General features: G+C 70.1%; 21 protein-coding genes. 8 read left to right on the top strand and 13 right to left on the bottom strand.

What is annotated here, in order from left to right; all coding sequences use genetic code 11:
• Nucleotides 1-4: 4 nt before the first annotated feature.
• The 6 genes from QHF83_RS00460 to QHF83_RS00435 form a co-directional block, all read right to left on the bottom strand.
• The gene (locus tag QHF83_RS00460; RefSeq protein ID WP_282415723.1) at nucleotides 5-280 is read right to left on the bottom strand and encodes a hypothetical protein; all 276 of its coding nucleotides are present in this window, start codon (nucleotides 278-280) and stop codon (nucleotides 5-7) included.
• A gap of 69 nt (nucleotides 281-349) precedes the next feature.
• Complete coding sequence (locus tag QHF83_RS00455; RefSeq protein WP_282415722.1) at nucleotides 350-1,216, bottom strand: hypothetical protein; 867 nt, start codon at nucleotides 1,214-1,216, stop codon at nucleotides 350-352.
• 184 nt (nucleotides 1,217-1,400) lie between these two features.
• Entirely contained in the window at nucleotides 1,401-1,877 is a 477-nt protein-coding gene (dps, locus tag QHF83_RS00450; RefSeq protein WP_282415721.1) for a DNA starvation/stationary phase protection protein Dps, read from the bottom strand.
• A 106-nt stretch (nucleotides 1,878-1,983) separates the two neighbouring features.
• Nucleotides 1,984-2,526, bottom strand: a complete 543-nt coding sequence (locus tag QHF83_RS00445) for a carboxymuconolactone decarboxylase family protein (protein WP_282415720.1) — start codon at nucleotides 2,524-2,526, stop codon at nucleotides 1,984-1,986.
• Between the two features lie 4 nt (nucleotides 2,527-2,530).
• Entirely contained in the window at nucleotides 2,531-3,070 is a 540-nt protein-coding gene (locus QHF83_RS00440) for a peroxiredoxin (protein WP_282415719.1), read from the bottom strand.
• A 116-nt stretch (nucleotides 3,071-3,186) separates the two neighbouring features.
• A complete protein-coding gene (locus QHF83_RS00435) occupies nucleotides 3,187-3,627 on the bottom strand; it encodes a transcriptional repressor (protein WP_282415718.1) in 441 nt (146 codons plus the stop codon).
• Nucleotides 3,628-3,911: 284 nt separating this feature from the next.
• Between QHF83_RS00435 and QHF83_RS00430 the strand changes: the two genes are divergently transcribed.
• Nucleotides 3,912-4,604, top strand: coding sequence for a hypothetical protein (locus QHF83_RS00430; protein WP_282415717.1), 693 nt, complete (start codon nucleotides 3,912-3,914; stop codon nucleotides 4,602-4,604).
• A gap of 40 nt (nucleotides 4,605-4,644) precedes the next feature.
• On the opposite strand, the gene QHF83_RS00425 is transcribed toward QHF83_RS00430, so the two are convergent.
• Complete coding sequence (locus QHF83_RS00425; protein ID WP_282415716.1) at nucleotides 4,645-9,609, bottom strand: AAA family ATPase; 4,965 nt, start codon at nucleotides 9,607-9,609, stop codon at nucleotides 4,645-4,647.
• Nucleotides 9,610-9,767: 158 nt separating this feature from the next.
• Between QHF83_RS00425 and QHF83_RS00420 the strand changes: the two genes are divergently transcribed.
• Together QHF83_RS00420 and QHF83_RS00415 are read left to right on the top strand one after the other, a co-directional pair.
• A complete protein-coding gene (locus tag QHF83_RS00420) occupies nucleotides 9,768-10,154 on the top strand; it encodes a hypothetical protein (protein WP_282415715.1) in 387 nt (128 codons plus the stop codon).
• Between the two features lie 18 nt (nucleotides 10,155-10,172).
• Nucleotides 10,173-10,604 (top strand): thioesterase family protein, encoded by a 432-nt coding sequence (locus QHF83_RS00415; RefSeq protein ID WP_282415714.1) that lies wholly within the window; start codon nucleotides 10,173-10,175, stop codon nucleotides 10,602-10,604.
• On the opposite strand, the gene QHF83_RS00410 is transcribed toward QHF83_RS00415, so the two are convergent.
• Nucleotides 10,594-11,853, bottom strand: coding sequence for a PAS domain S-box protein (locus QHF83_RS00410; RefSeq protein ID WP_282415713.1), 1,260 nt, complete (start codon nucleotides 11,851-11,853; stop codon nucleotides 10,594-10,596). The genes QHF83_RS00415 and QHF83_RS00410 overlap by 11 nt on opposite strands.
• A complete protein-coding gene (locus tag QHF83_RS00405) occupies nucleotides 11,850-13,376 on the bottom strand; it encodes a leucine-rich repeat domain-containing protein (protein WP_282415712.1) in 1,527 nt (508 codons plus the stop codon). Before QHF83_RS00405 ends, QHF83_RS00410 begins: the two co-directional genes overlap by 4 nt.
• Nucleotides 13,377-13,462: 86 nt before the next feature.
• Here QHF83_RS00405 and QHF83_RS00400 point away from each other — a divergent pair, with 86 nt between their 5' ends.
• On the top strand, nucleotides 13,463-16,363 hold the full coding sequence (locus tag QHF83_RS00400) for an FHA domain-containing protein (RefSeq protein ID WP_282415711.1): 2,901 nt from the start codon (nucleotides 13,463-13,465) through the stop codon (nucleotides 16,361-16,363).
• 71 nt (nucleotides 16,364-16,434) lie between these two features.
• On the top strand, nucleotides 16,435-17,955 hold the full coding sequence (locus QHF83_RS00395; protein ID WP_282415710.1) for a GMC family oxidoreductase N-terminal domain-containing protein: 1,521 nt from the start codon (nucleotides 16,435-16,437) through the stop codon (nucleotides 17,953-17,955).
• Here QHF83_RS00395 and QHF83_RS00390 read toward each other — a convergent pair whose 3' ends face one another.
• Nucleotides 17,956-18,996 (bottom strand): hypothetical protein, encoded by a 1,041-nt coding sequence (locus QHF83_RS00390; RefSeq protein WP_282415709.1) that lies wholly within the window; start codon nucleotides 18,994-18,996, stop codon nucleotides 17,956-17,958.
• Nucleotides 18,997-19,012: 16 nt separating this feature from the next.
• Nucleotides 19,013-20,338, bottom strand: coding sequence for a hypothetical protein (locus tag QHF83_RS00385; protein ID WP_282415708.1), 1,326 nt, complete (start codon nucleotides 20,336-20,338; stop codon nucleotides 19,013-19,015).
• Between the two features lie 222 nt (nucleotides 20,339-20,560).
• On the opposite strand from QHF83_RS00385, the gene QHF83_RS00380 reads away from it, so the two are divergent.
• Genes QHF83_RS00380 through QHF83_RS00370 form a run of 3 tightly spaced genes read left to right on the top strand, consistent with a single transcriptional unit; the run spans nucleotide 20,561 to nucleotide 25,665 of the window.
• On the top strand, nucleotides 20,561-23,071 hold the full coding sequence (locus tag QHF83_RS00380) for a serine protease (RefSeq protein WP_282415707.1): 2,511 nt from the start codon (nucleotides 20,561-20,563) through the stop codon (nucleotides 23,069-23,071).
• Between the two features lie 22 nt (nucleotides 23,072-23,093).
• Nucleotides 23,094-25,181, top strand: a complete 2,088-nt coding sequence (locus QHF83_RS00375) for a caspase family protein (RefSeq protein ID WP_282415706.1) — start codon at nucleotides 23,094-23,096, stop codon at nucleotides 25,179-25,181.
• Nucleotides 25,182-25,218: 37 nt separating this feature from the next.
• Complete coding sequence (locus QHF83_RS00370) at nucleotides 25,219-25,665, top strand: CoA-binding protein (RefSeq protein ID WP_282415705.1); 447 nt, start codon at nucleotides 25,219-25,221, stop codon at nucleotides 25,663-25,665.
• 9 nt (nucleotides 25,666-25,674) lie between these two features.
• Here QHF83_RS00370 and QHF83_RS00365 read toward each other — a convergent pair whose 3' ends face one another.
• Both QHF83_RS00365 and QHF83_RS00360 read right to left on the bottom strand, forming a co-directional pair.
• Complete coding sequence (locus tag QHF83_RS00365; RefSeq protein WP_348980414.1) at nucleotides 25,675-26,040, bottom strand: hypothetical protein; 366 nt, start codon at nucleotides 26,038-26,040, stop codon at nucleotides 25,675-25,677.
• 66 nt (nucleotides 26,041-26,106) lie between these two features.
• The gene (locus QHF83_RS00360) at nucleotides 26,107-26,490 is read right to left on the bottom strand and encodes a hypothetical protein (protein ID WP_282415704.1); all 384 of its coding nucleotides are present in this window, start codon (nucleotides 26,488-26,490) and stop codon (nucleotides 26,107-26,109) included.
• Nucleotides 26,491-26,513 lie beyond the last annotated feature (23 nt).

Below are 26,513 nucleotides of genomic sequence, written 5' to 3'. Positions count from 1 at the left end.
GCCCTCAGTGCCAGGCCGACGCGGTCCGGACCGCCTGGCCCGTCCGGTCGTGCTCGGCCAGAAGCTCCGTCGAGCGCGCGCGGCAGCCGCTGCACGAGGGGAACGTCGAGCCGTGCAGGCAACGCAGCATCACCGCCTCGCCCGTCTGCATCTCCTCGGGCTCGAGGTGGCGGCCGCACGCAATGCAATGGATGTGATGCACGTGCGCCGGAGCAGCCGCGGGGCGCGGGGGCGCGAGGGCCTTGCGCTCGCGCTTCGTCAATCGCTTCTCTCGCTTCATCGCTCGTGGGTCATACGAGGTTCGGCGCACGCGGGCAAGTGCTTGTTTTCGTGCGCAAGATCTCGTGCACTACGGCGCACCCGTGGGCCCGTGGCTGCTCCACTCCTCGTGGAGCGAGCCGAACGTGCGCCGCATGCCGCTCGCGGGCCCGCGCTCCTCGTCCTCCTCGCGCGTCTCCTTCCGCCCGCGCGCGGACTTGCCCCCGAGCGCCTTGGCTCCGCCTCGGTCGATCGAGACGACGACCGCGCCGCGCCGCGCCCGCGACTTGCGTCGCCCCGAGCGACGCGGCGTCCGGAGGCGCCGCATGCCGGCCAGGAAGCCGAGGTAGACGCCGAGGAACGTCGCGCCGGCCCACGCCGCGAGCGCCCCGAACGCAAACCCCGCGGTCTTCACGCCCGTTTCACCGCGCGCCCAATTCGCCATGGTTTCCATGGATCCACGGAGCCCCGCGACGTCCTCCATCGGGCCGCGCAGCGTCGCGACCTTGCTCATCGGCTCGTCGAGCCGCGCGACCTTGCCCATCACGTCGTCGAGCGCCGCGACGTCTTTCATCGGCTCACGCAGCAAAGCCACGTCCTCCATGGGCTTTTCCAGCCGCGCGAGGCCCTTTTCCATGGTGCTCATCTGCGCTTCGAGGCGCGCCATGCCGGCGCCGAGTCGGTCCATCACCGGGCCGAGGGACGCGAGATCCTTCATCGGCGCTTCGAGCCCCGAGAGTCGCTCCATGGGCGCGCCGAGCTCGTCGAGCTCTCCGGCCATTCGCTCCATGTTCGAATTCGACCGCTCGAGGACGCCGGCGGTCTCGTTCATGGTTTTCGTGGTTTCCTGGATGGCGCGCGTGTTCGTGCCGATCGTCGACGCCATGCCGCAACCCGCGATCGCGGGCGCAAGCAGGGTGATCAGGACGAGGAGCGTCTTCCTTCCCGACGGGCTCATGCATGGAAGCATCGAATGGGAGACGCTCCGCGTCAACGCATTCGCGCACTGCGCAAGGACAGGAAATGTCCTATGTTCGGGACGCGGGGGTTCGGGGGCAGAGCTCGGCTTGGCCGAGCGGAGCCCCTGACGTTGGAAAAGCGATTCGAGGGGAGAGAGGCCGGTGCCCGGTTTCCTTTTGTGCTCAGCCTTCCAGGCTCGCGAGCAGGAACCAGGTGTGCTTGTCGAACGTCGTGATGATGTTCGTGAGCAGGTCGGACGTGTCGGCGTCGCGATTCTCGTCGGAGATCGCGCGCGAGGCGTGCAGGCCCTGGATGTAAACGCCGAAGCGGTCGGCGAGGAGGCGGACATGCTCGAGGCCGCGCGTGGTCTCCTGCGGATACTCGGGCAGCCGCGAGGAGGCCGCGACGTGGCGCGCCGTGCCCGTCGCGAGGCCCCCGAGCGTGACGGCGCGCTCGGCGATCTCGTCGTTGAACGCCGCGAGCTCGGTGGCGAACGTTTCGAAGAGCGGATGCAGCGCGGCGAAATGCGGGCCCTTGATGTTCCAGTGCGCGACCTTGATCTGGCTGTGCAGGTCGAGGCCGTCGGCGAGGCGCTCGTTCAGGGTCTTGACGATGGCCGCGCGGGAGGATTCGGGCAGATGGCTCGAGGTGGAGTACATGAGAAGCTCCTATCGGAATGGGTGATAGTTCGTCCTTCGGGAACACGGCGCCTCGCCGCGCAGGGGGGCGAGCGCGGCGAGGCGCCGTGTCCGAGGGTTTGGGAGGTTAAACCGCCCCGGCCGTGATCTCCAGCGCGACCGTCGCCGCCTGGATCGTCGCGGCGATTCGCACCGCGTCGTGCACCTGATCCTCGCCGAGCCCGGCGGCGAGGACGGCGTGCTCGTGCGACTTCACGCACGCCTCGCAGCCGTTCATGGCGCTCACGGCGAGGCTCATGAGCTCGAAATCGACCTTCGAGGTCTTCGGCTGGGCGATGCGGTTCATCCGGAGCTTCGGCGAGCGCTGCGAATACGTCTCCTTTCCGATCATGTGCCGGAACCGGTAATACACGTTGTTCATCGCCATCAGGGTCGCCGCTGCATAGGCGTCGTCGATGAGGGCGTCGGCGTTCTCGAGCTCCGCCCGCGCCTGCTCGAGGAGCGCCTCGCGGAGCGGCAAGCAACGCGCGTTCGCCGCCGCCGCGATGGCGATCCCGAGCCGCTGCGCCCGGCTGAGCGAGGAGTCGCCCTCCAGCACGCTCTGCAGGTTCAGCTTCGTGTCCCGCGCGGCGTCGGGAAGCTTCGCGCGGATGGCCTCGAGCGCGCTCATGACGTCAGGACGCCTCCAGCGTCGGCTGGCCCTTCACCCAGTTGCAGGGGCAAAGCTCGTCGGTCTGCAGCGCGTCGAGGACACGGAGCACCTCGTCGACGCTGCGGCCGACGGAGAGGTCGTTCACGCCGACGTGCCGGATGATGCCCTGCGGGTCGACGATGAACGTCGCGCGGAGCGCCACGCCCGCCTCGGGGTGCAGGATGCCGAGGGACTGCGAGAGCTCGCGCTTCGTGTCGGCGACCATCGGGAACGGCAGGTCCTTCAGGTCCGGGTGCTGCTTGCGCCAGGCGAGGTGCACGTATTCCGTGTCGGTGCTGACGCCGAGGACCTCGCAATCGCGATCCTTGAAGTCCCGATAGCGCTTGCCGAAGCCGGCGATTTCGGTCGGGCAGACGAACGTGAAGTCCATCGGCCAGAAGAACATCACGAGCCACTTGCCCTGGAAGTTCTCGCTCTTGATGTCGTGGAACTCCTTGCCCTGCTCGAGGCTCACGACGCCCTTCAGGTTGAACGCGGGGATCTTCTGGGAAACCGTCAGCATGTCTTCCTCCTGGGAACTCTCTCGACTTCAGAATCCGTTTTGTACTGTGTCCAGCTCTGGACCTCGTCTAAACGCTTGGCGCAAGAAAGCGGCCACGCCTCGGACGCGCGAACGCGTCAGGTGGAGCGGGCCTTCTTGAGCTTGCCGCGCAAGACGACCTGGTATTCGTGCACGTCGAAGCCTTCGAGCGCGTCCACGTTCGAGACGGCGAGCGCGCTCCACGGGACGTCGTGAATGGCGCCCGTCTCCTCGTCGATGAAATGATGGTGCGGCGCGAGGTTCGGATCGAACACCACCTTGCCCTCCGCGAGGACGTGCGCCCGAAGCAGGCCCTTGTCCACGAAGAGGTTCAAGGTGTTGTAGACCGTCGCCCGCGACACCATCGGCAGCGCCCGCTTGACCTTCGCAAAGACCTGGTCGGCCGACGGGTGTTCATCGGTACGCAGGACGTACTGCGCAATGGCCAGGCGCTGCGCCGAGGGCAGCACACCGTGCCGTTCGAGGAGCTCCGCCTCGGAAAGCACGCTGCTCGCCGTCGTCGGCTTGGTCGGCTTCACGTGGGTTAGACTGTGTCTAAACCGAGACCCTGTCAAGAACGGCGAACGAATTTCTCGCCAGGGCTCGGTCCGGGGCGGCCGCATGAGAAGGGATGACGCGCGCAGGCAGGCCGAGCGCGCGCGGAAGGCAGCGGGCGTGGACGAGCGCCCGCCCGCCCGTCCGGACGAACCCTTTCGGCACGGCGCATGCGATCACGAACCGGCGTGCCTGGCCGATCTCACACGCCGCTGCGCCCTCTCGCGCAGCGCCCAGGCTCGGCCAACCAAAGGCGAGGGGAACAACCATGGACAATCTCGGCAATACGACGGGCACCCGGCCGCCCGAGTTCGACCGGCAAGAGCGCGAGCGTTCGATGCAGGTCGTGACGGCCGGCTCGCTCGTGGAGGCCCTCGGCGGCGTCGCCGCCGTCGTGCTCTCGGTCCTCGGTCTGGCAGGGATCGCTCGGCAAACGATGATCGCCGTCGCCATCATCGCGATCGGCGCCGCGCTCCTGTTCGCAGGCGGCGCGCTGGCCTCGCGGTACACGCAGTTCGCCTCGCGCGTGAGCGGGCAACGCGTGGACGAGGTGGAGTTCGGCGGAGGCGTGGGCGTGGAGTTCCTCGTGGGCGCCGCAGGCGTCGTGATGGGCGTCCTCATCCTGCTCGGCATCGAGCCGCTGACGCTGTCGGCCGTGTCCGTCGTGGCCTTCGGCGGCGGGCTCTTGCTCTCGACCGGCGCGACGAGCGCCGTGAACCAGCTCGGCGAGGCGTTCCCCTACGACCGGCGCGTGCGCATGGCGCGTGACGCAGTGCAAGGCGCAGCCGGCGTGCAGGCGCTCGTGGGCATCGGCGCCGCGATCCTCGGCATCCTCGCGCTGCTCGGCATCCAGCCGTACACGCTGCTGCTCGTGGCGCTGCTCGGGCTCGGCGGCGGCATCCTGATCGCAGCGTCGGCCGTGAGCGGGCGCATGCTGGTCGGTATGCGCGGCTTCCGCTGATCGGGGCGTCGCGAGGGCGCGCTCGTCCGTCGGGACAACCTTACCGCTGGGTCCGCGCGAGCGCCCAGGCGACCGCGCCCTTCAAGGTCGCCCGGGTGGCGATGCCCTGCATCGGATGGCCGAGGTCGACGAGCGTCCGCGCGACCGCCGCGCGAATGCCGGAGATGACGACCTCGGCCCCGAGCAAGCCCACGGCCGAGGCGGCGGCGACGAGCGCGGACGCGACGCTCGCCGAGGCCCCCCGTACCCCCGTGATGTCCAGGATCAAGACGCGCGCGCCGCTCGACGAGACGCCCGTGAGCGCCGCCGCGAGGATCTCGTCGGCGCGGCGCTCGTCGAGCACGCCGATGAGGGGCATCACGACGATCCCGTCCGCGATCGGGAGGATCGGCGCCGAGAGCTCGCGCAGGCGCTCCTCCTGCGCCGTCAGCATCGCGTCGTGGAGGGCCTCTTTCTCGCGCTCGGCGCGCTCGCGCTCGACGAGCTCGCGTTCGAGCTCCGCGGTACGCGCCCGGACCTCGTGCTCGAGGCGCTCGTTCGCGAGCCTCTGCGCCTCGTGCATGCGCTGGATGCTCGCCACGAGCAGCGCGTTCTCGACGGCGATCGCGGCCTGCGAGGAGAGGAAGGAGGCGACGGCGATGCGCGCGTCGTTGAAGACGTCGGCCGCGGCGCGGTTCTCCAGGTAGAGCACGCCCGAGAGGCGGCCACGGTGGGCCATGGCGAGGCAGAGGAGCGAACGCGGCCGCCTTTCGGCGAGGTACGGGTCCTTGGAGAACCGATCGAACCCGCGGGAGCCGCCGAGCACGACGGGCGCGCGGGTCGCCGCGACCTCGTCGACGAGCGCACGCGGAAGCTCCTCGCCGGCCGCGCGCGCGGCGTCGATGCCAACGAGCACGCGGTCGGGATCGATCGTCATGGCCGCCTCGACGTGCAGGCCCGAGCCCCGATCGAGCAGGAGCACGGCGCGCTGGGCGCCCGCGGTCTCCACGATGACGCGCATCACCCGATCGAGGAGCACATCGAGGACGATCTCCTCGGCGATGGCCCGGGTCGCGCGCATGACCGCGCCGAGGTCGAACTCGCCCGAGAGCCCCGGCAGGGGCGCAGCCGAGGGGCCGACGCTGCGGCGCGGCAGGAGAAAGCCGTACCGCTCGCGGAGCATGTCGACCTTGGTGATCGCGCCCCAGCGAAGGTAGGCCTGGTAGGCCTCGCCCATGTAGGCACGCGCGACCGTGTCGCGGCGGCGTTCGAGGTGGAAGCGCGCGGCGAGCTCGTTGGCGAGCGCCTCGTCCCGCGAGACGCCGCTCTCGGCGGCCGCGCGGATCGCCTTCTCGTAGAGCGAGAGCGCCGTGGCCTCGTCCCCCGCGGCGCGCGCGCGCTCGGCCGAGACGAGGAGCCATTTGCGCTCGTAGTTCTCGGGGCAACGCGCGGCGAGGGTCGAGAGCTCGGCGAGGATCGCGTCCACCCGCGCGAGGCGTGACGCGCGCGCCGACGGGAGCGCGGTGGTGTCGAGGAGGAGCGCGAGCCCGAGCCAGACGGGCAGGTCCGTCGCGAGGAACTCGCCCTCGACGTCGGCGAGGCCCTCGGCCGCCGCGAGCGCCTCGCGCGCCGCGCTCGCCGCGTCCTCGTGCAGGAGGAACAGCTCGGCCCGGCGCGCGTGCCCGTAGAAGCGCGCCCGCGCGCCGCCGGCGCCCTCGTCCGTGCCGAAGAAGGTCGCCTCGTCGAAGTCGTCGCCGTCGAGGCTCGCGGGGGCGCGGGTGCGCCCGAGCAGGCTGCGCACGGCCTGCAAGGTGACGCGCGCGGCCGGATCGGCCGCAGCCTCGGCGCCCGGGGCGCGGCGCGCGAGGGAGAGGCTGCGCTCGGCTTCGTCGCAGGCGCGGGCGAGGTCGTCGCCGAGCTCGAAGCGCGCGGCGAGCACCTCCGCCGCCGCGCGGCAAGCCGTGGGCACGTCGCCCACGGCCGCGGCCTGGCCCACGGCGCGGTGGAAATGGAAGAGCGCGAGGCGCCGAGGCCTGCGCGCATGCAGGATCGAGCCGGCGGCGAGGTGGACGCGGCAAGCGAGCGGCCCCTCGCCGAGGTCCTCCGCGAGCGCGAGCGCGACATCGCCGAACGCCTGGCCGGCCTCGGAGAGCTCGGGAAGGACGAACAACGCGGCGCCGTACGCCGCATAGCCGACGGCCGACGCCTCGGTGTTGCCGTGCGCCATGGACGCGCGCACCAGCGCGGCCGCGACGAGCCCCGTGGCCGAGCGGCTCACGGCGCCCGCCGGCGCGAGCAACTCGAGGAGGAGCGCCATCGTGGCCACGGCCTCCGGGCTCCGCGCGACGGGCAACGAAAGGAGCGACGTGGGCGCGCGGCCGGCGAGCTCGGCCTCGATCGCCTGCGCCTTCTGGCCGAGCGCCGCGCGCCGCTCGGCCTCGCTGTCCGGCACGACGAACGCGAGCTCGCCGAGGTCCCGCGCGCCCACGCGGAGCGCCTCGATCGGGTGACCGGCGGCCGCCTGCCGAGCGACCTCCAGCCGCTCGGCCTCGATCCGTTCGAGCTTCGACCGCGCCCCGCGGGCGAGCGCCGCGACGAGCGACTCGGCGGCTCCGCGCGGCTCGCGCGTGACGAGGCAGGCGCAGAGCTCGCGGGTCAGATCGAACCAGAGCGCGTGGGGCTCGTCCCCGGCGAGGGCCAGAAGCCCCGCCTCGAAGCATGCGATCGCCTCGGAGAGCGCGCCGATCGCCTGGAGCCTCCGGCCCGCGAGCAGATCCCGCTCGGCGAGGGCGCGTCGCTGCCCCGCGTCGCGCATCGACGCGAGCCCCCGGTTCTGCTGGCGGACCGCCGCCAGCATGTCGCGATCGCCGTGCTCCCCGCGGGACGAAAGGATCTCGCCGAGCCGGAGGTGCTCGTCCTGCCGCCGTGAATCGGGGATCCGCGCGTAGACGGCCTCGTGCACGCGCTCGTGGGAGAAGGCGTACGGCACCTCCCACCCCTCCCCCGGCGGCGGCGGCGTCGCGGAGCTGTGCGCGAAGCGATAATCGGACGAGAGCGGCAGGACGAGGCCCGCTTCGAGCGCGGGCCAGAGGTCCTGGGCGACGGCGGCCGGCTCTCGCTCGGCCACGCACGCGAGCGTGTCGAGGTCGAAGCTCGGGCCGAGGCATGCGGCGAGCTCCAGGATCCGCTGCGAGCGCGCCGGCAACGCGGCGATCCGCTCGCTGACGAGATCCCGCGCGCCCTCGGCGCCGAGGTGGTCGCGCACGAGCTCGACGTCCCAGCGGAAGGCGCCCGCGCCCGCGTCGAACCGCACGAACCCCTCGGCGTGAAGCGCGCGCAGGGCCTCACGCAAGAGGAAGGGGCTCCCGTGCGTCGCCGCCGCGAGCACGTCCGCGAGATCGGCGACACGATCCTCCGACGCTCCGAGCGCATCGCCGAGCAGCGCGCGCACATCCGAGGGCGCGAGCGGCCCGAGCGCGATCTCGGTCACGCAGACGCCCGTCTGCCGCAGCTCTTGCAGATCGAGGAGCCGCGCCTCGTCGGACGGCGCGCTCTCTTGCCGCGACAGCACCACGCAGAGCTGCTTCGCCGAAGGGTCCGCGCAGAGGACCCGCACCACGGAGATCGAGTCCGCGTCGGACGCGCCGATGTCGTCGAGGAACAGCACGAGCGGCCCTTGCCGACTCGCCGCGTCGAGCAGCGCGCGCACGAGCACCGCGAGCTTCCCGCTCGACGCCGCCGCCGACATCGGCGGATGCGCCTCCCGCTCGCCGAGCGCCCCTTCGAGCTCCGGGACGAGGGCGAACAGCGCCGCCGAGCCCGCGTCGACCGTCCGCGCGAGCTCCCGCAAGAACGCCCGCGCGTCCTCGGGCGGCCCGCCGAGGATCCGCCGCACGAGGTCCCGCAGCGCCGACGAGAGCAGCCCACACGGCGCGCGGCTCCCGACCGCGTCGGCCCTGCCCTCCGCGAAGATCCCCCCGCGCAGCGCCGCCGCGCTCTCGAGCTCACGCGCGAGCGTCGACTTGCCCACGCCGACCGGCCCCGACAGCACGATCACCCCGAGCCGCCCGGATGCGGCGCGCTCGAACGCCTGGGCCATCTGCTGCCGCTCCCGCTCCCGCCCGTAGAGCCTTTGCGGCAGCACGAGCTCCGCGCCGAGGTCGTGCTTGCCGAGCCGGAACGGCGCGATCTGCCCGTGCTCCTCCCACGCGGACGCGCACGCGGCGAGGTCCGCTTCGAGCCCCCGCGCGCGCTGGTAGCGGTCGTCGGCCGATTTCGCCAGCAGCTTGACGATGATGTCCGACACCACGCGTGGCAGCTCCGGCGCGAGCACGTGCGGCGGCACGGGCGCGCGCGCGATGTGGGCGTGCGCGAGCTCGAGCGGATCTTCCATCACGAAGGGCAGCGCGCCGGTCGCGAGCTCGTACAGCGTCACGCCGAGCGCATAGAGGTCCGCGCGATGGTCCACGACGCGGTTCATCCGGCCCGTTTGCTCCGGCGCCATGTACGCGAGCGTCCCTTCGATCGCCGAGGCCGCCGCGATGCGTGCGTCTTCCCGGGGCAGCCGCGAGGCGTGGCCGAATCCGACGAGCTCCACCTCCAGCGTCCCGTCGTCGACCAGGATATTCGCGGGGCAGATATCCTTGTGCACGAGCCCCACGAGGTGCACGCGGTCGAGCGCGCGCGCGATCGAGGCGCCGAGCCGGAGCACCGCGCCCACATTCTGCCGCCCGGCGCGCATCCGCTGGAGGAGCGGCCGTTTGCCCGCGTCCGAAAGCACGAGCGCCACGCCGTTGCGACACGGCGAAAGCCCGAGCGCCTCGGGCACGCTCGGCAGCGCGAGCCCTCGCATCACCAAGAATTCGTGCCGGATCCGCGCCACGTCCCGCGCGGCCGGGTAATCCTCGTTCAGCGCCTCCACGAGGACCGGCGCTCCATCGACGTCCCGGTACCCTCGATAAAGCGTCGTCACTTCCCCCTCGAGGACGACCTCCGTGAGCGTGTGCCCCTCCAGCCAGAACCGCATCGGCACAGCCATCCGTCCCCTCGCGCCTCGCGTCAACCGGGCTCGCATCGACGTTGGTCCGGAACGACCTATTTGTGGTCCGAAACACGAACCACGGTTTGCATTGCGGAGACAAGTTCTTGGCGTGCCGGCACGATGCGACCGGGTATGGTACCGCGTTGAACCTCGCCGCGTTCGCCGCTATGGCCCCTGCACCTCCGCGCACGCCGCCGTCCGAAGCGCCGCTCCCGCTCCTCGTATCGGCCGGGCTCCTCGTGGCGCTCATCGGCTCGGCGCTCGCGCACCGCTCGTTTTTCCTCGCGGCTTACCTCGCGATCGTCGCGCTCGTGCCCGCCGTCCCCCGCGAGCGCCTGCGCGCGCTCGGCGTCGCCCTCGCGTGGATCGGCGTCGCCGTTTGTGTCGTCGCGATCGTCCTCGTCCCGCTCGGCGCGCGCGTCTCGGCCGTATACCTCCCGGGCTGCGCCGTGCTCCTCGTCCGCGTCGCCGCCCTCCGCGCGGCGTCCACGCAGGCGTGGGCCACGCACAGGCTCGACTCTTCCGGCTAGCTGCTATTCTCCGCCACCATGGCCCGCTTCCACGAGACGCTCATGGGCGTCTACTTCGACGACCTCGACGCCTTCCAGATCCTGCACAACGCCCGGTATCTCCTCCTCTTCGAGCGCACGATCGGCTCCTTCTGGAAGCACCTCGGGTGGGGCGGCGTCCTCGACGCCCAGAAGAACCCCGACCAGTTCCACTTCGTCCGCGCCAACAACATCGAATATCTCCGCCCCGTCGTCGGCGTCCGCGACGTGCGCGTCCGGGTCTGGATCGAGAAACTCGGTCGTTCGAGTCTCACCTTCGGGTTCCGCGTCCTGCCCACCGACCAGGACGAGGACTTCGCCCGCGGCACCCGCACCGTCGTGCGCGTCGATCCCACGACGCACCGGCCCGTGCCCTGGACCGACGCCTTCCGCGCCACGCTCGAGCCCTACCGCGCCGACCTCAACGCCTGAGCGCCCAGGCGATCCCTGCTCGCAGCGTCGAGCGCGTGGTGAGGCCGCCGAAGCCCTCGCCGAGGTGCACGAGCGTCTGCGCCACCTCGCCGCGGATCCCCGTGATCACCACGCGCGCCCCGAGCAGCTCGGCCGCGCGCGCCGCCCGGACGAGCGCGCCCGCGACGTCGATGTCCATGTTCCGGACCCCCGTCACGTCGAGGATCGCCGTATGCGCCCCGTACCGGTTCACGCCGTCGAGCAGCGTATTCATGATCTCCTCGGCCCGCTCGGCGTCGATCGCGCCCACGAGCGGCAGCGCCACGACCCCCTCGGCGAGCGGCATCAGCGGCGTCGACAGCTCCCGCAGCGCGGCCTTTTGCGCCTCGATCACCTGATCGCGCAGCAGGGCTTGCTCCTCCTCGGCGCGCCTGCGCTGTGTGATGTCCGTGGAGATCACCGCGATCGCCATCGGATTCGCCTGCGCGTCGAGCACGGGGAACTTCAGCGCCAGGTACGAGAGCGGCCCGTCCGGCGACGGCAAGGTCTGCTCGTACTGCATGGCACGACCCGTCCGGAGCGCCTCCTCGTCCTGCCGGTGGAAAAACGTCGCGACGTCGCGTGGGAAAACGTCGTAATCGGTCAAACCCGCGATTTCGGCGCGTGATTTGCCGAGGTACGCCTCGACCTGCCGATTGACCAGCAAGAACCGCCCCTGCGTGTCCTTGATGAACACGTAGCTCGGCGTGTTGTCGAGCACCGCGAGCAGGAGCCGCTGGCTATCGCGCAGCGCGCGCTCCGTGGCCTGCTGATCGGTCACGTCCTCGACCTCCGACAGGACTTCCGTCGCCTGCCCCTCCGCGTCGCGCAGCACCGTGTGCGACCATTGCAACTGCATGGACCGACCGTCGCGCGTCATGTACTGGGCCCGCATCGTCGCCATCGAGCGCGACATCATCCGATCGGCCCATTGCCGCAGCTCCTCCGGCGTCCGCTCGTGGGTGCCCATCAGGTCCGTGACCCGCATCCCCAGCGCCTGCTCACGCGAATGGCCGAGCAGCCGCGCCGCCTCCTCGCTCCAGCGCGTCACGATCCCTTCGAGGTTCCAGCCGATCGTCGCCCGCCCGAACGACCCGATGAACGCCTCGTCGAAGCACGCCTCGGCGACCGGCGGTCTTCCCGCGACCTCTGCTTCGAGCTCCGCGACGCGCGCGCGGAGCACTCGGACCTCCGCTTCGAGCTCCGCGATCCGCGTCGCGCCGTCCGTCATCGACCCGTGTCTCCGCTGCGGCGGCTCTTCGTCCCGCCGCTCGCTTGCGCGCCGTCGAGCAGCTGCTCCAGCACCTCGTGCCAGCCGAGCTGATCCTTCGCCACGAGGTCGATCAATACCCCCACCGCGCCCCGCGTCGTCACGCGCCGCCGCGGCGCCTGCACGCACACCAGCGCGTGCAGCCGCGTGAGCACCTCCTCGTCCACCGGGCGCAGCCGCCCCGCCGCCGGCAAACGCCCCCCGCGCTCCCGTGCGACCACCCACTTCGCGATCTCGACGTCGTCGAGCCCCGTATCATCCCGCAGGATGTAAATATCCTCCAGCATCGAGCGGTACGTCGCCGCCCAATCGACGCACACCACACGCGTCTTCGGCAGCGCCAGCGTCAGCGCCTCGACCTCGTCGGTCCGGCCGAACGGCGTGTCCGTGAGATCGATCTCTTCGATGTGCTGCATCGATCGCAGCGCGGCCGGGATACTCGCGAGCGGATTTCCTTGCAGCCACAAGAACTTGAGGCGCGAGAGCCAGGAGAGCGCCTCGGGCAGCGCCGTGATCCCCGTGAGCGACAGATCGAGCTCCTCGAGCCCCTCCAGCGTGAAGATCACGTCCGGGGGTCTTCCGTCGCGCAGCCCCACGGGCGATCCTGCGAGGAGCAACGTCCGGAGCCTCGTGAGGCGCGCGAACGCATCCGGCAGGCTCTCGAGCCAGGTGTTTCGCAAGTCGAGCCGTCCGAGCGAACCGAACGCCGCGACCTCCTCGGGCAGCACGACGAGCGGGTTGTCGCCGAGCTCGAGCGCCTCCATCTCGTCCCACGCGTGCCCTGCGAGCGGCAGCGCGCCGATGCGGTTGCCCGACACGTCGAGCGCGCGCAGCCGCAGCCCCGGAAGCATGGGCGGCAGCTCCGTGAGCCGATTTCCCCGCAGCACGAGCGCCGCGAGCGCGCCGAGTTTACCGATCGACGCGGGCAGCCCCGAGAGCCGGTTGTCCCCGAGGTCGAGCTTCCGGAGCGCCGAGAGCGCGCCGAGATTCCCCGGCAGCGCCTCGAACCCGAGCCCCGACAGCCCGAGCTCCGCGAGGTTCGAGAGCGCGAGCACCGGCTCGGGGAACGCTTCGAGCGGGTTCTTCCCGAGCGCGAGCGCCCGGAGCGCCTTCCGGTCCGCGAGCCACCGCGGCACGGACTCGATGCGGTTCTGGGCGAGGTCGAGCGACGCGAGCGCCGGCAGATCCGCGATGAACGAGGGCACGTCCGGGAGCTTGTTCTGGCTGAGATCGAGGACGCGCAGCTTGTCGAGCCGCCCGAGCTTGCGGGGCAGGTCTTCGAGGGCGTTGCGCTCGAGCCGGAGCACCTCGAGCGACGTGAGCTCGCCGAGCCACGCCGGCACCTCGGCGAGGGCATTGCTCCCGAGATCGAGCTCGACGAGGTTCCGCAGCGCGCGGATCGCGGGCGGCGCCTGGCCGAGCACGAGGCCACGCAGATCGAGCTTGCCCGTTTTTTCAGCGGTCCCGAGGCGTTCGGCCAGCATTGCGAGCATGCTAGGAAGCCCTCGCTCTGCGCGTCAACCCTTGACGCCCGGGACCGTTCCTGAAATGCGTGTGTGAGGAGGCGGGCATGTTCACGGTGGTCGTCGAGGGGGCGAGGGGGAAAGAGACGCGCGACGCGTTCGACAAGCCGAGCATCCTGATCGGCCGCGGGCAGCAATGCGACGTCCTCATCGGATCGAACGGCATCTCGCGCAAGCATGCCCGGATCGAATGGCAGGGCGGCACGATCCGCATCGAGGATCTCGGCTCGACGAATGGCACGTTCGTCAATGCCGAACAGATCCAGAAGCCGCTCGACCTCGCGCCTGGCGACGTGATCGAGATCGGCGACGCGTCCCTGCGAATCGAGGCCGCGCCCGAGGTCTGGACCCAGCCGCGCACGGCGCCCTGGGGCAAGCCGCAAAAACGACGAAAGCAGCCCAAAAAGCCCGCCCCGAACGAAAACGGCGTGCTGCTCTCCGACGCGAAAGCCGGCGATTACCTCTCCGTGCGCGCCGTCCGCGCCGACGTCCACGTCGATCGCCTCCTCTCGCGGGCCCGCCTCGTCGTCACGTTCCACAACGATCTCGCCCGCACGCTGGAGGGCGACCTCGTCTTTCCGCTCCCGCCCATGGCCGCCCTGCGCGAGCTCGTCGTCAAGCTCGGCGGCCGCACGATCGAAGGCAAAATCCGCGCGCGGGGTCGGGCGCGCGCCGAGTACGAGCGCGCCGTGGAGGCCGGGAAATCGGCCGCGATCGGCGAATCCGAGGGCGAGGACCTCGCGCGATTGCGAATCGCGCCGATCGAGCCCGGCGAGGACGTCGAGGTCACGCTCACGGTCGATCAGATGCTCTTGCCGATCGCCGACGGCCACCGCCTCATCGTCCCGCTCACGTACATGCCGCGGTACGTGGAAGAAACGGCGACCGTCACGGAGACCGAGGCCGCGGCGCTCGCTCGTCCGCGGCCGACGACGCTCGCGGCGCGGGCCGGCGTGAACGTCACGATCGAGGATGGCCCGGAAGAATCCGCGAGCCTTCGCTGCACCTCGCACTCGACGCGCATCTCGCAGGCCGGCCCGCGCGCGCGGCTCATCGAGATCCACGACGCCCCGCTCGACCGCGACGTGCAGATCGAGCTCATCAACCGGCCGCGCGGTGAAAAACCCGCCGTGTGGATCCGCCATGATGCGACCGACGGCCCCGATCGAAATGGCCCCTCGACGGCGGTCGGTATCGTCCCGCCGGCGTTCGCGGACGAAGGCCCCGTCATTCCGCGCTCCGTCATCTTCCTCGTCGATCGCTCCGGCTCGATGGGCGGCGCGCCCATGCAATCGGCCATCCGCGCCGTACGCGGCGCCTTGCGCTCGCTCGGGCCCGAGGACCGCTTCAACGTCATCGCGTTCGACGACAAACTCGAAGCGCTCGCGGTCTCGCCCGTCCCCTTCGACGACGAGCACCTCCAGGCCGCGGACGATTTCATCGGCCGCATCACGGCGCGCGGCGGCACCCAGGCGTCCATGGCCATCCGCGCGGCGCTCTCGGCGCGGCTCGGCACCGACGTCGCGGTTGCCTGGACGAACCCCACGCCGCCCGACCAGACGTACCGGCTGCAGATCGTCGTCTTCATGACCGACGGCGACGTCGCGAATGCGGCGAACGTGCTCAAAACAGCCAAGGAAAAGCTCATCGACACGCGCCTGCACGTCCTCGGCATCGGCGACTCCGTCCAGCATTCGATGCTCGCCGAGCTCGCGCAGCTCGGCGGCGGCACGTACATGCCCGTCGCGACGAACGAGGACCTCGAGCGCGCGCTCGTGCGGCTCAAGAATGCGATCACCGCGCCCCTCTGGACCGGCATTCGGGTGCTCGTCGAGCGCGACGGCGAGCGCAAGAGCCCGAAGATGCTCGAACCTCCGAGCCCCATCGACCTCTTCGCCGCCGAGCCGGTCCTCTTCGCGTTCCGCGGCAAAATCGAGCCGGGCGATCGCCTCGTCCTCCTCGGACAACGCGCGGACGGCGAGGAAGAGCGCGTCGCCCTCGAGCTCACCGTGCCCGCGGACGCGCGCGCCGAGGGCGCGGCCACGCTCTGGGCGCTGCTCCGCAACAAGCGGCTCACGTATCGATTCGATCCGGACGACGACGACACGCTCGAAGGCCTCGGCACCACGTTTGGCCTGGTGAACCGCAAGGTCGCGCTCGTCGGCGTCGATCCGGACGATCGCAAGGTGACGATCGAAGGAAAGATCCCGGTCGCCCTGCCCATGCCTTCGAACGCCGCCGAGGAGGACGTCATGTTCCGCTCGAACTTCTACGCGCCCCCGCCGCCTGCCATGGCCGCGCCGCCGGGCGGTGGGTTTGTCCCGCCACCCGGGTTTGGCCCGCAGGCAAGTGGTTTTGGTCCGCCCCCTCCCCCCGCCATGGGCGCGCCGCCCGGCGGGTTTGTCCTGCCGCCGCCGGCTGCGCGGCCCGGCGCTCCGACGCCGCCGCCCAGGGCCCCCTCGCCGCAGCGGGCCCCGGCCCCCGCCGCTGAAATGGCCCGATCCGCGCCGCCCGCGGCCCCGCGCCTCTCGGACGATGACGCAGGCCTCCGCGCGCTCCTCCTCCATCAAAAGGCCGACGGCCTCTTCGACGCCGACCTCGGCGCCACGCTCGCCGCCGTCGCGGCCCTCGTCCGCCGCGGCCACACCGCCCGCGAGGGCCTCTTCCGCGCCGAGCTCCGCCGCACCACGGTCACCCTGCGCGGCAAACTCGCTGGATTGTCCTCCGAGGACAAACTCCTCGCCCTCCTCGCCCTCGCGCTCCTCACGATGCCCCACGGCGACCCTGCGCCGGGCGGCCTCCCGGCCCCGATCGCCGCGGCCCTCGCGGGCATCTCGCTCGCCGATCGACCCTCTGCCACGGGGAAGATCGGCGTCGCCCTCGGGCACTTGCCTTCGGGCTGGGCGGAAAAACCTCTCGCCGCCGAGGTGAAGCGGGTCTTCCTGTAAAACCGTTTGCCACGGAGCCCGAGCGTCCGGGACGACGTGAACCCTCCCGGAAAAATGGTAGGCTCGGGCTCATGCAAGCGGAGACCATCGTGGTGGGCGCCGGCTCGTCCGGCGCGGTAATCGCGGCCCGCGCGACCGAACGCGCGGATCGCGAGGTGCTGCTCGTCGAGGCCGGGCCCGACTATCCCCCGAGCGGGGAGCTCCCCTCGGATCTCGTGGACGGCACCCGCAACTCGATGACCGCCCACGACTGGGGTTTTTCCTATCTGCCCATGCCCGGGCACAAGCCCTTCATGTACCCGCGCGGCAAGGTCGTCGGCGGCTCCTCCGCGGTGAACACCTGCATCGCGCTCCGCGGCCAGCCCTACGATTACGACGAATGGGCGGCGCTCGGCCTGCCCGAGTGGAGCTTCGACGCGTGCCTGCCCGCGCTGAAACGCCTCGAAGACGATCAAGACGTCCAGAATCGCTGGCACGGCCGCGGCGGCCCCATTCCGATCCGTCGCCACCCGACCGAGGAGCTCTCGCCGTTCCAGGTCGCGTTCGTGGAAGCCTGCCGCGCCCTTGGTTTTCCGGCCTGCCCCGATCAAAACGACCCGGATCCGTTCGGCGTCGGCCCGCAGCCCATGAACAAGATCGGCGGCGTCCGCATGAGCGCCGCGCGTTGTTACCTGAGCGAGGACGTCCGCCGCCGGGAAAACCTGAAAGTCCGGCCGCGAACCAGCGTCCGCCGCGTCCTCTTCCACAATGGCAAGGTCACGGGCCTCGAGGTCGAGACCGACGGCAACATCGAAGTCCTCGCGACGAACCGGGTCATTCTCTCGGCCGGGGCGATTGCCACGCCGGGGATCCTCATTCGTTCGGGGATCGGCCCGCGCGCCTTGCTCGAACGGCTCGGCGTGGACGTCGTCTCCGACCTTCCGGCCGTGGGCGCGCGCCTCTTCGATCACCCGGGCTCCCTCGCGCTCTTCGTCCCGCGGACGTACGGATTCGCCAGCATCCGGCATCCGCTCATTCAAACGGTGCTGCGTTACACCTCCGAGGGCAGCCCCTTCCCGAGCGACATGCAGCTCCAGCCGTTCTCGTTCTTCGCCTGGCCCGGCAATCACATGCCGCTCGTCGGCATCTCCTGCTGCGTCGGCAAACCCCGCGGCCACGGCCGCATCACCTGGACGAGCGCCGATCCTTCCGCCAAACCGCTCATCGAGCTCGACACGGTCACCCACCCCGACGACCGCGCCTGCGCCGTCGAGGCCATGGAGCTCGCCGGCCACGTCGCGCGCACGAAACCCTTGCGCGACCTCGTCGTCCCTTTCTGGCCGAACGACCGCGTCCTCCGCGATCGAGCCGAAATCTCGCGCTGGATCGAATGGAGCTCCGGCTCCGGGTATCACCCTTCCGGCACCGTCCCGATGGGGCCGGAGGGCGATCCCGAGGCGGCCGTCGACGGACGCGGCCGCGTGCGTGGCGTCTCGGGCCTCGTCGTGGCGGACGCGAGCATCATGCCGACGATCGTCAGTACGAACACGAACGTCACGGCATTGATGATCGGCGAGCGATTCGGGGAGTGGCTGCGGGACGGGGGGCTTTGATCAGGGCCCGGGCGGGGGGAACTCGTCGTAGATGGTCGGGCTGCACCGACGCCAGTCCGCATTGCAGCCGGTGAAGCCGAGCGACTTGCAGTCGACCTTCTCGATCCGGCCGGCGTTGCAGACGACGAGCGAGTCTCCCTCGCAGGTCGGGTCGGTCCCGTCGTAGGGATCGCACTCGCCCGCGAGCCCGCAGAAGATCCTCTCGCCCGACGTTTGGCAGGTGAACCCCGTCACGAGCGTGCCGCAATCGACCGCCTGCTCGCCTCCGTTGATGCAGGCGCGCAGCTGCGGCCCGTCGCACGCGAGGCCCGTACGGTAGGCGATGCGGAGCGCGCCGCCCGACTCCGACTGGCACGTCGCGCCCGTCCCGACGCACCCGAAGGTGCCGGATTGCAGCTCCTTGCACGTGAGCCCGTGGTCGGCGCAGAGGGGGCCGTACGCCTCCACTTCGTCGTTGCATATCCGGGGGACGCCGTCCTGGCAGCCCTCCACGAACGTACCGTCGTCGCAGAACTGCCCGCCTGGCATGCTCTTGTCGATGCAGTCCCTCCTCTCCGGGGAGCACTCCAGGCCGACCGCGCTGCAATCGATGATGAATGCGAGCTTGGTGTCGCAGGTCTTGAGCACGTTCCCCGTGCAGGTGGTCTCGCAGGGGCCGCTGGCATCGACCTCGACCCCGAGGCACTCCTCGATCGCCTTGCAGCCGTTGTTCTTGCTCGCGAGGCATTTCGTGTAGTTGCGGATGTTGGGCGACCCGTCGCTGGACCCGCGCTCCGTGTAAAAATCGCGGAGCCAGTAATCCACGTTGCCGTCGGGGATGCAGCTTCCCACGAGGATCGCTGCTTTCAGAGCGTCGCCCGGATCTTTGGGCCCGGATGGATCCTTCGCGGTCCCGCCGCCGCCCGCTCCGCCGCCGCCCCCGCCCGCGCCGCCGGTGCCGCCCGCGCCGCCCGAACCAGGGGTATTGGTGGCCTCGGGTCCACACGCCAGGACAAACCCGGCGAGGACCGAGGCCAATACGACCGTCTTTCGATGGAGCATCGGCCTTTTCATCCGCTCAGTTCGCGCCGCCCGGATCGCAGGCGAAGAGCACGGCGACCTTGGCCGCGGCGTCGTTCTTCACCACCCCGCAGGTATCCGGGCAGAGGATGATCTTCTTCGCATCCTTGTCGATGTAGAACGACTCCGCCGTGCACGCCGCCGCGTCCGCGACCTGCTTGAATTGCTTGTTCGGCGACATGTCGCCCGGCGTGTAATCGACGACCACGCTGTTCAGATCGACCGTCGTGCCCATGGGCGGATCGGGGATCCCGAATTCGCACGAGACTTGCGCGCCGGCGACGACGCCCTCGGCGATCGCCTGGAACACCACGTCGTACGAGGTCGTGTCGCAGAGCGGGAAGCGGAGGCCGCCCGTGAGCACGCTGAGGGCCTGGTAGCCGGTGCCGGGGTTCGCCGCGGTCGGGCACTCGCCGGTCGTGATCGGATCGGCCGGCTCCCAGGGCTTCGTCGCCGGGTCGTTGTACGACATCGCGACGATGCTGTACCAGCGGTAATTGCGCGCCTCCTTCGTCCCGAAATTCTGGGGCGAAAGCGCGAGCAGGTCCGTGTCGAACTTCTCGGCGGCGGCGATGCCACCGTTCACCGTGTTCCCGTCGTTGTAGTTCACGTTGTTGTACGTGCAGCTCACGCGGTCGTCCGTGAGCTCGATGAACGTCTTGAACGAGTCCGGCCGCAGCCACTCCTGCCAGCCCGTGGGCGCGAAGCCGTTCGCGTCGGCGGTCGTGAACGTCTGGATCAGCCGGCACCACGAGTCCACGCTCGTGATCTCGCGATCGTAATGGTAGAAGCGCCCCGGGTTGTTGACGGGCAGGGACGGCGGAGGGTTGCAGCCGCCCGCGGGGATCCCCGAGAGCGGCGCCTCGATGCACACGCTCTGCGCGCTCGACGCGTTGCCGTGCTTCGCGAGGAGAATGACCCGGTAATCGAGCCCGCTCGTCTCGAGGATCTGCGCGAAGTTCTGGTTGATGTTCGTCTGAACGCCGATGATCTCGGCGGACATGCTGCCGGAGTTATCGATGACCACGATGATGTCGACCGGCTTCTTCACGAGCGTCGCCTCGGAGCTCTGGCTCACGCAGGCGCTGTCCTCGGTGAGCCCGCCGTCGCCGGGCCCGGCGTCGAAGAAGTTGATGTCGCCGCCGCCGTCGCCGCCATTACCACCCTGCCCATTGCCGCCGCCTCCCTGCGACGAGCCGGACGAGTTGCCGCCCGTGTTGGCCGAGGTCGAGTTCTCACCGCCGGAGCAGCCCACGGAAGTCGCCGCGCCGCCGAGAGAAAAAGCAGCGAACGCGTAAAGGAAGATGGTTCGTTTCGTGCGCATGTTATTCCTCCGAGCTCCAAGCATCGGGCAGCACGCCTCTGAATGCAAGGACTCGAAGCCCGCCGCCGCGCTCGAACGACCCCGCTCCGTGACACCCCCATGACGATCCCGCGACCCTGGCCGTCCACCCTGGCCGCGCGAAGCATCGTTCGCGGCCGGGGGTTACTGAACCGCCCCGAATTTGGTATGAGTTCGAGAGCGGCAGCGCGCTCGGAGGAGAACATGGGCAAGCGATGGTTCGGCAGGTTGGGCGGGTCCTCGGGGTACGTCGCGGCGGCGATCCTCGGGCCCCTCGTCGCGGGGTGCGGCGGCGCCACGCCGGCCCCTCCGCCCGATCCCGCGAGCGCGAAGGCGGACGCCGCCCCCGCCGCGAAGGCCACGAAAGCCGAAGCAACGAAGGCCCAGGCACCGAGCACCGCGCGTGTCCCGAGCCGCAGCATGCTCGACCTCCTGCGCCGCGCCGAGCTCTTGCCGAGCCCCGACGCGGCCAGCACGAAGAGCGCTCTCGCGTCGTTGCCCGAGGGCGGCAAGGGCGACGTGCGGGAAAACTATCGCGCGGTCGCGCCGGCCACCGTGATCATCCGGACGCCCACGGGCCTCGGCACCGGCGTGATCGTCGGCCCCACGGGCTGGATCCTCACGAACAACCACGTCGTCGACAGCGGCGAGCGCGAGGACTTCCGCATCAAGGTCTCGGTCGAGCTCGGCACGCTCGACAAATCGGGCGCCATGGAGCGCACGAACAAACCGATCACGGCCTGGGTGCACAAGGCCGATCCGATGCGCGACCTCGCCATCATCAAGCTCGAAGGCAACCACAAGGACCTGCCCTTCATCCGCCCGGCCGCGAAGGATCCGGCCCCCGGCGAGCCCGTCGCGAGCCTCGGCCACGCCGGCTCGGGCCTCGTCTGGGCGATCAAGGACGGCGAGGTCGCGGCCGTCGGCAAGCTCGCCACGCACCTCTCGCAGCTCGTCTCGCTCGAGTGCAGCGGCAGCGAATCCGCGGGCGACGACGCTTGCCCCAAGCGCAAGCAGGAGATGTTCGAGGGCCTCAAGAAGGTGCTCGAGCACGACAAACCCCTCATGGTCGTGCAATCCACCTGCCCGAACTGGCCGGGCGACAGCGGCGGCCCGCTCGTCAATCGGGGAAACGAGCTCGTCGGGCTGAACAGCTTCGGCTACGGCAACAGCGAGAACCGCGCGACCTTCCACGTGCACGTCTCCGAGATCCGCACGTTCCTCTCGGAGATCCCGGTCCAGCCTGCGGACGTCCTGCCCGACCCGTGGTTCGACGGCGGCGAGGAGGCGACGATCGAGGACGCGGATCTCGACGGCCGCTACGACGTCCTGCGCACCGAGGGCCGCGCGGCGATGGCGCGGTTTTACGACCTCGACCAGAGCACGATCGGCGAGGGCGCGGGCAAACCCGACGTCGGCGCGCTCTACGGCAAGCGCGGGTTCGACGCGGAGGTCATCTTCCTGGCCACCCGTGACGGTAGCTTCGCCTGGTACGACACCGACGACGACGGCCGTTACGACGTGGTTCTTCACGACGAACGCGGCTCGGGCCGCGTGACCCACGGCTACCGCATCGGCAAGAACGGCAAGCTCGGCAAGGACGACGCTCTCGGCTCGGGCGGCCCCATGATCCAGCCGGACCTCGTCGTGCAGAGCGCGGAGCGGAGTGCGCTCGCGCGGCTCGGGTCGATCACGCTCGGCGCGTCGATGGTCGAGTCGCGCGGCGGCGAGCTCGCGGAAAACCTCCCGAGCCCGCTGCTCGGCGGCGGCCGCGAGGTCGCGATCGAGGACATGGACGGCGACGGCCGCACGGACACGCTGGTCACGCGCTCGGTCTACAGCCATGGATTCGTGTTCGACGTCGATCAGGGCACGCTCGGCGAGGTGCACAAGAACGACGCAGCGCAGGCGCTCCTCGAGAAGCAGGCGGTGGACGCCGAGGCCACGATGATCGCGCAGGGCCCGCGGCTCTGGGTCTATTACGATCGAAACGACGACGGCAAATTCGATTTCCTCACGTACACGAGCCGCGTCGGCACGGGCGTCGCGCTCGAAGCGTATCGGCTCGGCGAGGACGGCCGGAAGGAGCCCGCGCCCGAGCACGTGGGCCGCAAGATGCTGCGCCCGCGCCTCCTCGAGAATGGCACGCTCGCGGCGAGGCTCGGCCGCGTGGCCGTGCGGGCCATTCCCTCGGCGACCTCGGCGATCGCCGACGACGGGCTCGACTCGTTCCCGGATCCGCTGCGGCACGGCGGCATTTATTTCAGCTTCGGCGACACCTCGCGATGGAGCACGGCGTTCGGCCCCAAGACGGGCTGGGACAAGGCGGTCATCGTCTCGGCGGGCATGACGTCGACCTCGCTCGTCGTCGACGTGAACAAGGACAGCCCCGCCCCGGGCAAACTCTCGGCGCAGGAGGTGATCACGGGCGGCAAATTCAAGCCCGAGTTCGCGTTCCTGCACCGCGACGGCGCCGAGTGGACCTATTACGACACGGACCAGGACGGCCGCTTCGACCTCGTCCTCTTCACCGGGGCGCCCTCGTCGGGTCTGGCCGAGCGCGCGTATCGCATCGACGCGAATGGCGCGGTGACGATGGATCCCTCGCTCGCGGGCGGCAAGATGGTCCGTCCTTCGGTCTTCACCAAGAAGCCGACCCAGGCGCAGTTCAAGAAGGTCGCCGGCGAGCTCTTCCAGGCCCGATCGCTCGAATAATCATCTTTCGAGGAGTTTTCCCATGAGCCCTCTCGCAGGACTCTCGCTCGTATGGGCCGCGGACGGTGTTCGCCCCGAGGGCGCGACGCTCTGGCTCGATCGAAAGGCCGCGCCGGGACACGATTCGCTCTCGCTGCTCGTCTTTCGCGGCGAGGCCCCTTTCGCGATCGAGGGGGCCGCGCTCGAAAACGCCACGATTGCCATTCGCTCCTTTCCGCACCTGGATGAAGCGTGGGCGCTCTATCTGCTCACGTGCAAGCGACGCGGCGAACCGCTCCCGGCCGCATGGGAAGCGATGTGCCGGTATGCGGGCGACGTGCGGCAGGGGCTCTGGCCCGACCGCGTGGAGCCCGAGCACGCCGTGCAGGCGGTCTACCTCGCGCTCGCGCAGCACCATTTGCTCGAAGACCCGCCGCGGCGGGAGGCCTTTCTCGACGACGCGCTCGCGTTTTGCGCGATCGTCGGGAAAAAGCTCGCCGCGGGCGCGCGCCTCTACGACGACGACCTCGTCGCGGGCGAGGCGCGCCTCGAACGGTTCGTCGCGCTGCTCGCGCAGGACCACAAGCTCTACGAAGAGGACCTCGGGCGGAGCCTCGGCTTCCTCGCCGAATTGCCTGGCGCCATGAGCGGCGGCGTCGCGCGGACGCTCCCGCTGCTCTGCATTCAGCGGCCGATCGCGACACAATTCAAGCTGTGGGCCCGAACGGACGCCCGCGCGCCGGGCGGTCGTGGATATCCGCTCCTGCTCGTCGAGCAGGACAAGAAGATGATCGTCTTGAGCGCCGATCCCGCGAGCCGCGCGAAGGTCGGGCTTTTGGCGAAGGCGCTCGGGGAGCGGGAAAACAAGGCGCGGGCGGCGCAAGGAAAAGAGGCGGCGCCGTGGTACGACGGCAAGGATCACGGCGGCACGCTCGCCGCGGCGCCGCGCGAGGGGACGGCGCTCGCGTTCGAGGAGGTCGTCGAGTGCCTCGAAAAGGAAATGCGGCTCCGGCCCATTCGAAAGGGCAGCGGACGCGGGCGGCTCGTCGCGGCGGGTGCGCTCGCGGCCGCCGCGCTCGCCGGGGCGTTCGGGGTCGGGTGGGTCCTACATAACCAGGACAAACCTGCGGCGATCGCGGACGCGCGGCCCGCGCCGAATTCGAACGACGAGACGACCGAGGCGAACGTCCCCGCGAAGGAAGGCCGTCCGCGGGGCAGCAAGGGAGATCCGCTGCCCGCGGCGGAGGTGATCAGCCTCATCGCGAAGAACGACGGACCACGCTCGATCGAGCCGTACGCGCTCGTCGCGGGCGTATGCGGCTACGAGGGCGAGCATGCGCTGCATTCGCCCTGCCGCGACGCGCGCGCGATGCGGGATCTCCTCATCACGAAATACGGCTACAAGCGCGAAAACATCCTTTACCTCGTCGACCAGCCCGCGCCGGGCGACAAGACGGACGGCGTTCCCACGGCCGAGGGCCTCAAGCTCGCGGTCGAAAAATTCCGCGCGCGGTTCGGCGACAAGGAGGACAGCTCGTTCCTCTTTTATTACTCGGGCCACGGCGGTTACATCAAAGGCGCGCGCCAGGATTACGGCGTCCTGCAGCCGGCGGAGTTCTTCGGCAAGCTCGCGACCCTGCCGAGCTCGCACAAAGGCTGGGACATGCAGGACCTCGTGAGCGACATCCGCAAAGGCGTGCCCTCGAAGCACGTGATGCTCCTGCTCGATTGCTGCTATAGCGGCTGGGCCGTGGGCGCGAAGGGCGACGACGAGCTCGAGACGCACCTCGGTTCTTTGTGGAAAGAGCGCGCGGAGGTCGTCCTGACGGCGGGCAGCAAGGGCCAGCGGGCGTGGGAGGACGACCCGGACGAGCGGGCGTGGGCCTGGGGCGGGCATTCGGCGATGACGGCATTCGTCCTGGAAGGGCTCGCCGTCTCGGCCGCGGGCACGGCGGCGGCCGACGCGAACCAGGATCACGTGGTGACCGACGAGGAGCTCGCGAAGTTCGTCAAGGAGCGCGTGCCCCGCTCGGTCGAGGACAAAAAAGAAGCCAAGCAGACGCCGACCCTCTTCCGCTTCGACGCGAACTTGCCGAAGAGCGGCCAATTCCTGTTCGTCCCGAAGCCCTGACGTGCACGCCCGAGAACCCGTGGTTAGGCTCCGCCGCATGGCCACAGCCGAACCGAAGGGTCGCATCGTCACGGACAGCCGCCGCATCGCGGAGATCGCCCGCAATGCGAGGCGTGTCGCCGTCCTCGGCATCAAGACCGAGCAGCAAGCAGGCCAGCCTGCGTACTACGTGCCCGCGTATCTCCAGGGCGCGGGCGTCGACATCGTCCCCGTCCCCGTCTATTACCCCGACGTCACGCGCATCCTCGGTCAACCCGTCTATCGGCGCCTCGCCGACGTGCCCGGCGAGATCGACATCCTCGACGTCTTCCGGCGCCCGAGCGACATTCCGCCGCACGTGGACGACATCCTCGCGAAACGCCCGAAGGTCGTCTGGTTCCAGTCGGGCATTCGCAACGACGAGGCCGCCGCACGCCTCGCCGACGCGGGGATCGAGGTCGTGCAGGATCGTTGCTTGATGGTCGAGCACCGACACGCGCGCTGAAACGAATCGTTATTTGGCGAGCTCGGCCTGGATGGCCTGGACGATGGGGTTCGTATCGAAGCTATCGTTCGGGTTTTGCGGATCGTCGCCGGGGTAGGTCGACGAGGTCCACTCCGCCACGAGCTTTCCGTCCTTCGAGATCAGGTACTTGTGGAAGTTCCACAAGGGCTCGATCGTGGGCGCGGGGCCGGGGTTCGGCTGCGCGAGGATCCATTGCCAGACGGGCTGCGGCACCTCCGGCCCGGCGCCGTCCGGATCCTTGACGTGATCGATCGCGAATTGCTTGAAGCTCAAATGATAGCTGTCGATGCACCCGCCGATCTGTTCGTCCGAACCTCCTTGATTGCCGAAATCGTTGCTCAAGAAGCCGAGCACGTGGAAAGCCTGACCGCTGAATTTTTCCTCCAAGACCTGGAGGCCCGCATATTGCGGCGTGTAGCCTCAAGCGGCAGCGGTGTTGACGATGAGCAGGACCTCGCCGCGGTACTTGCAGAGCGGAACCGGTTCGAGGTCGTTCACGTCGTAGGACTCGACCGAATGCTCGTACAAGCTGCCCGGCTCGGCGGGCGGGTCGCATACGAACGACATCGTGCCGCCGGCGCCGCCGGAGCCCACGCTCGCCGCCGAGCTCGCGACGGCGCCCACGCTCGACGAGGACGAGGCGACCGTCATCGTCCCCGCATTCCCGCCCGATCCCGGGCCCGCCACGCCTCCCGCGCCGCCTTCGCCGCCCGAGCTCTCTCCGCCGCCCGACGAGCAAGCGAATGCGCCGAGCGTGAGGGCGAGGGCGGCGCACCATCGCTTCCCATCCTCCAAGGTAACCATCGTCAACGCCTCTCCGCGGCCCG

The sequence above is a fragment of the Polyangium sp. 15x6 genome (assembly GCF_029960785.1).
GTDB lineage: Bacteria > Myxococcota_A > Polyangia > Polyangiales > Polyangiaceae > Polyangium.
The sequence above is the reverse complement of the archived record's forward strand: the minus strand, read 5'-3'. Positions and strand labels throughout refer to the sequence as shown.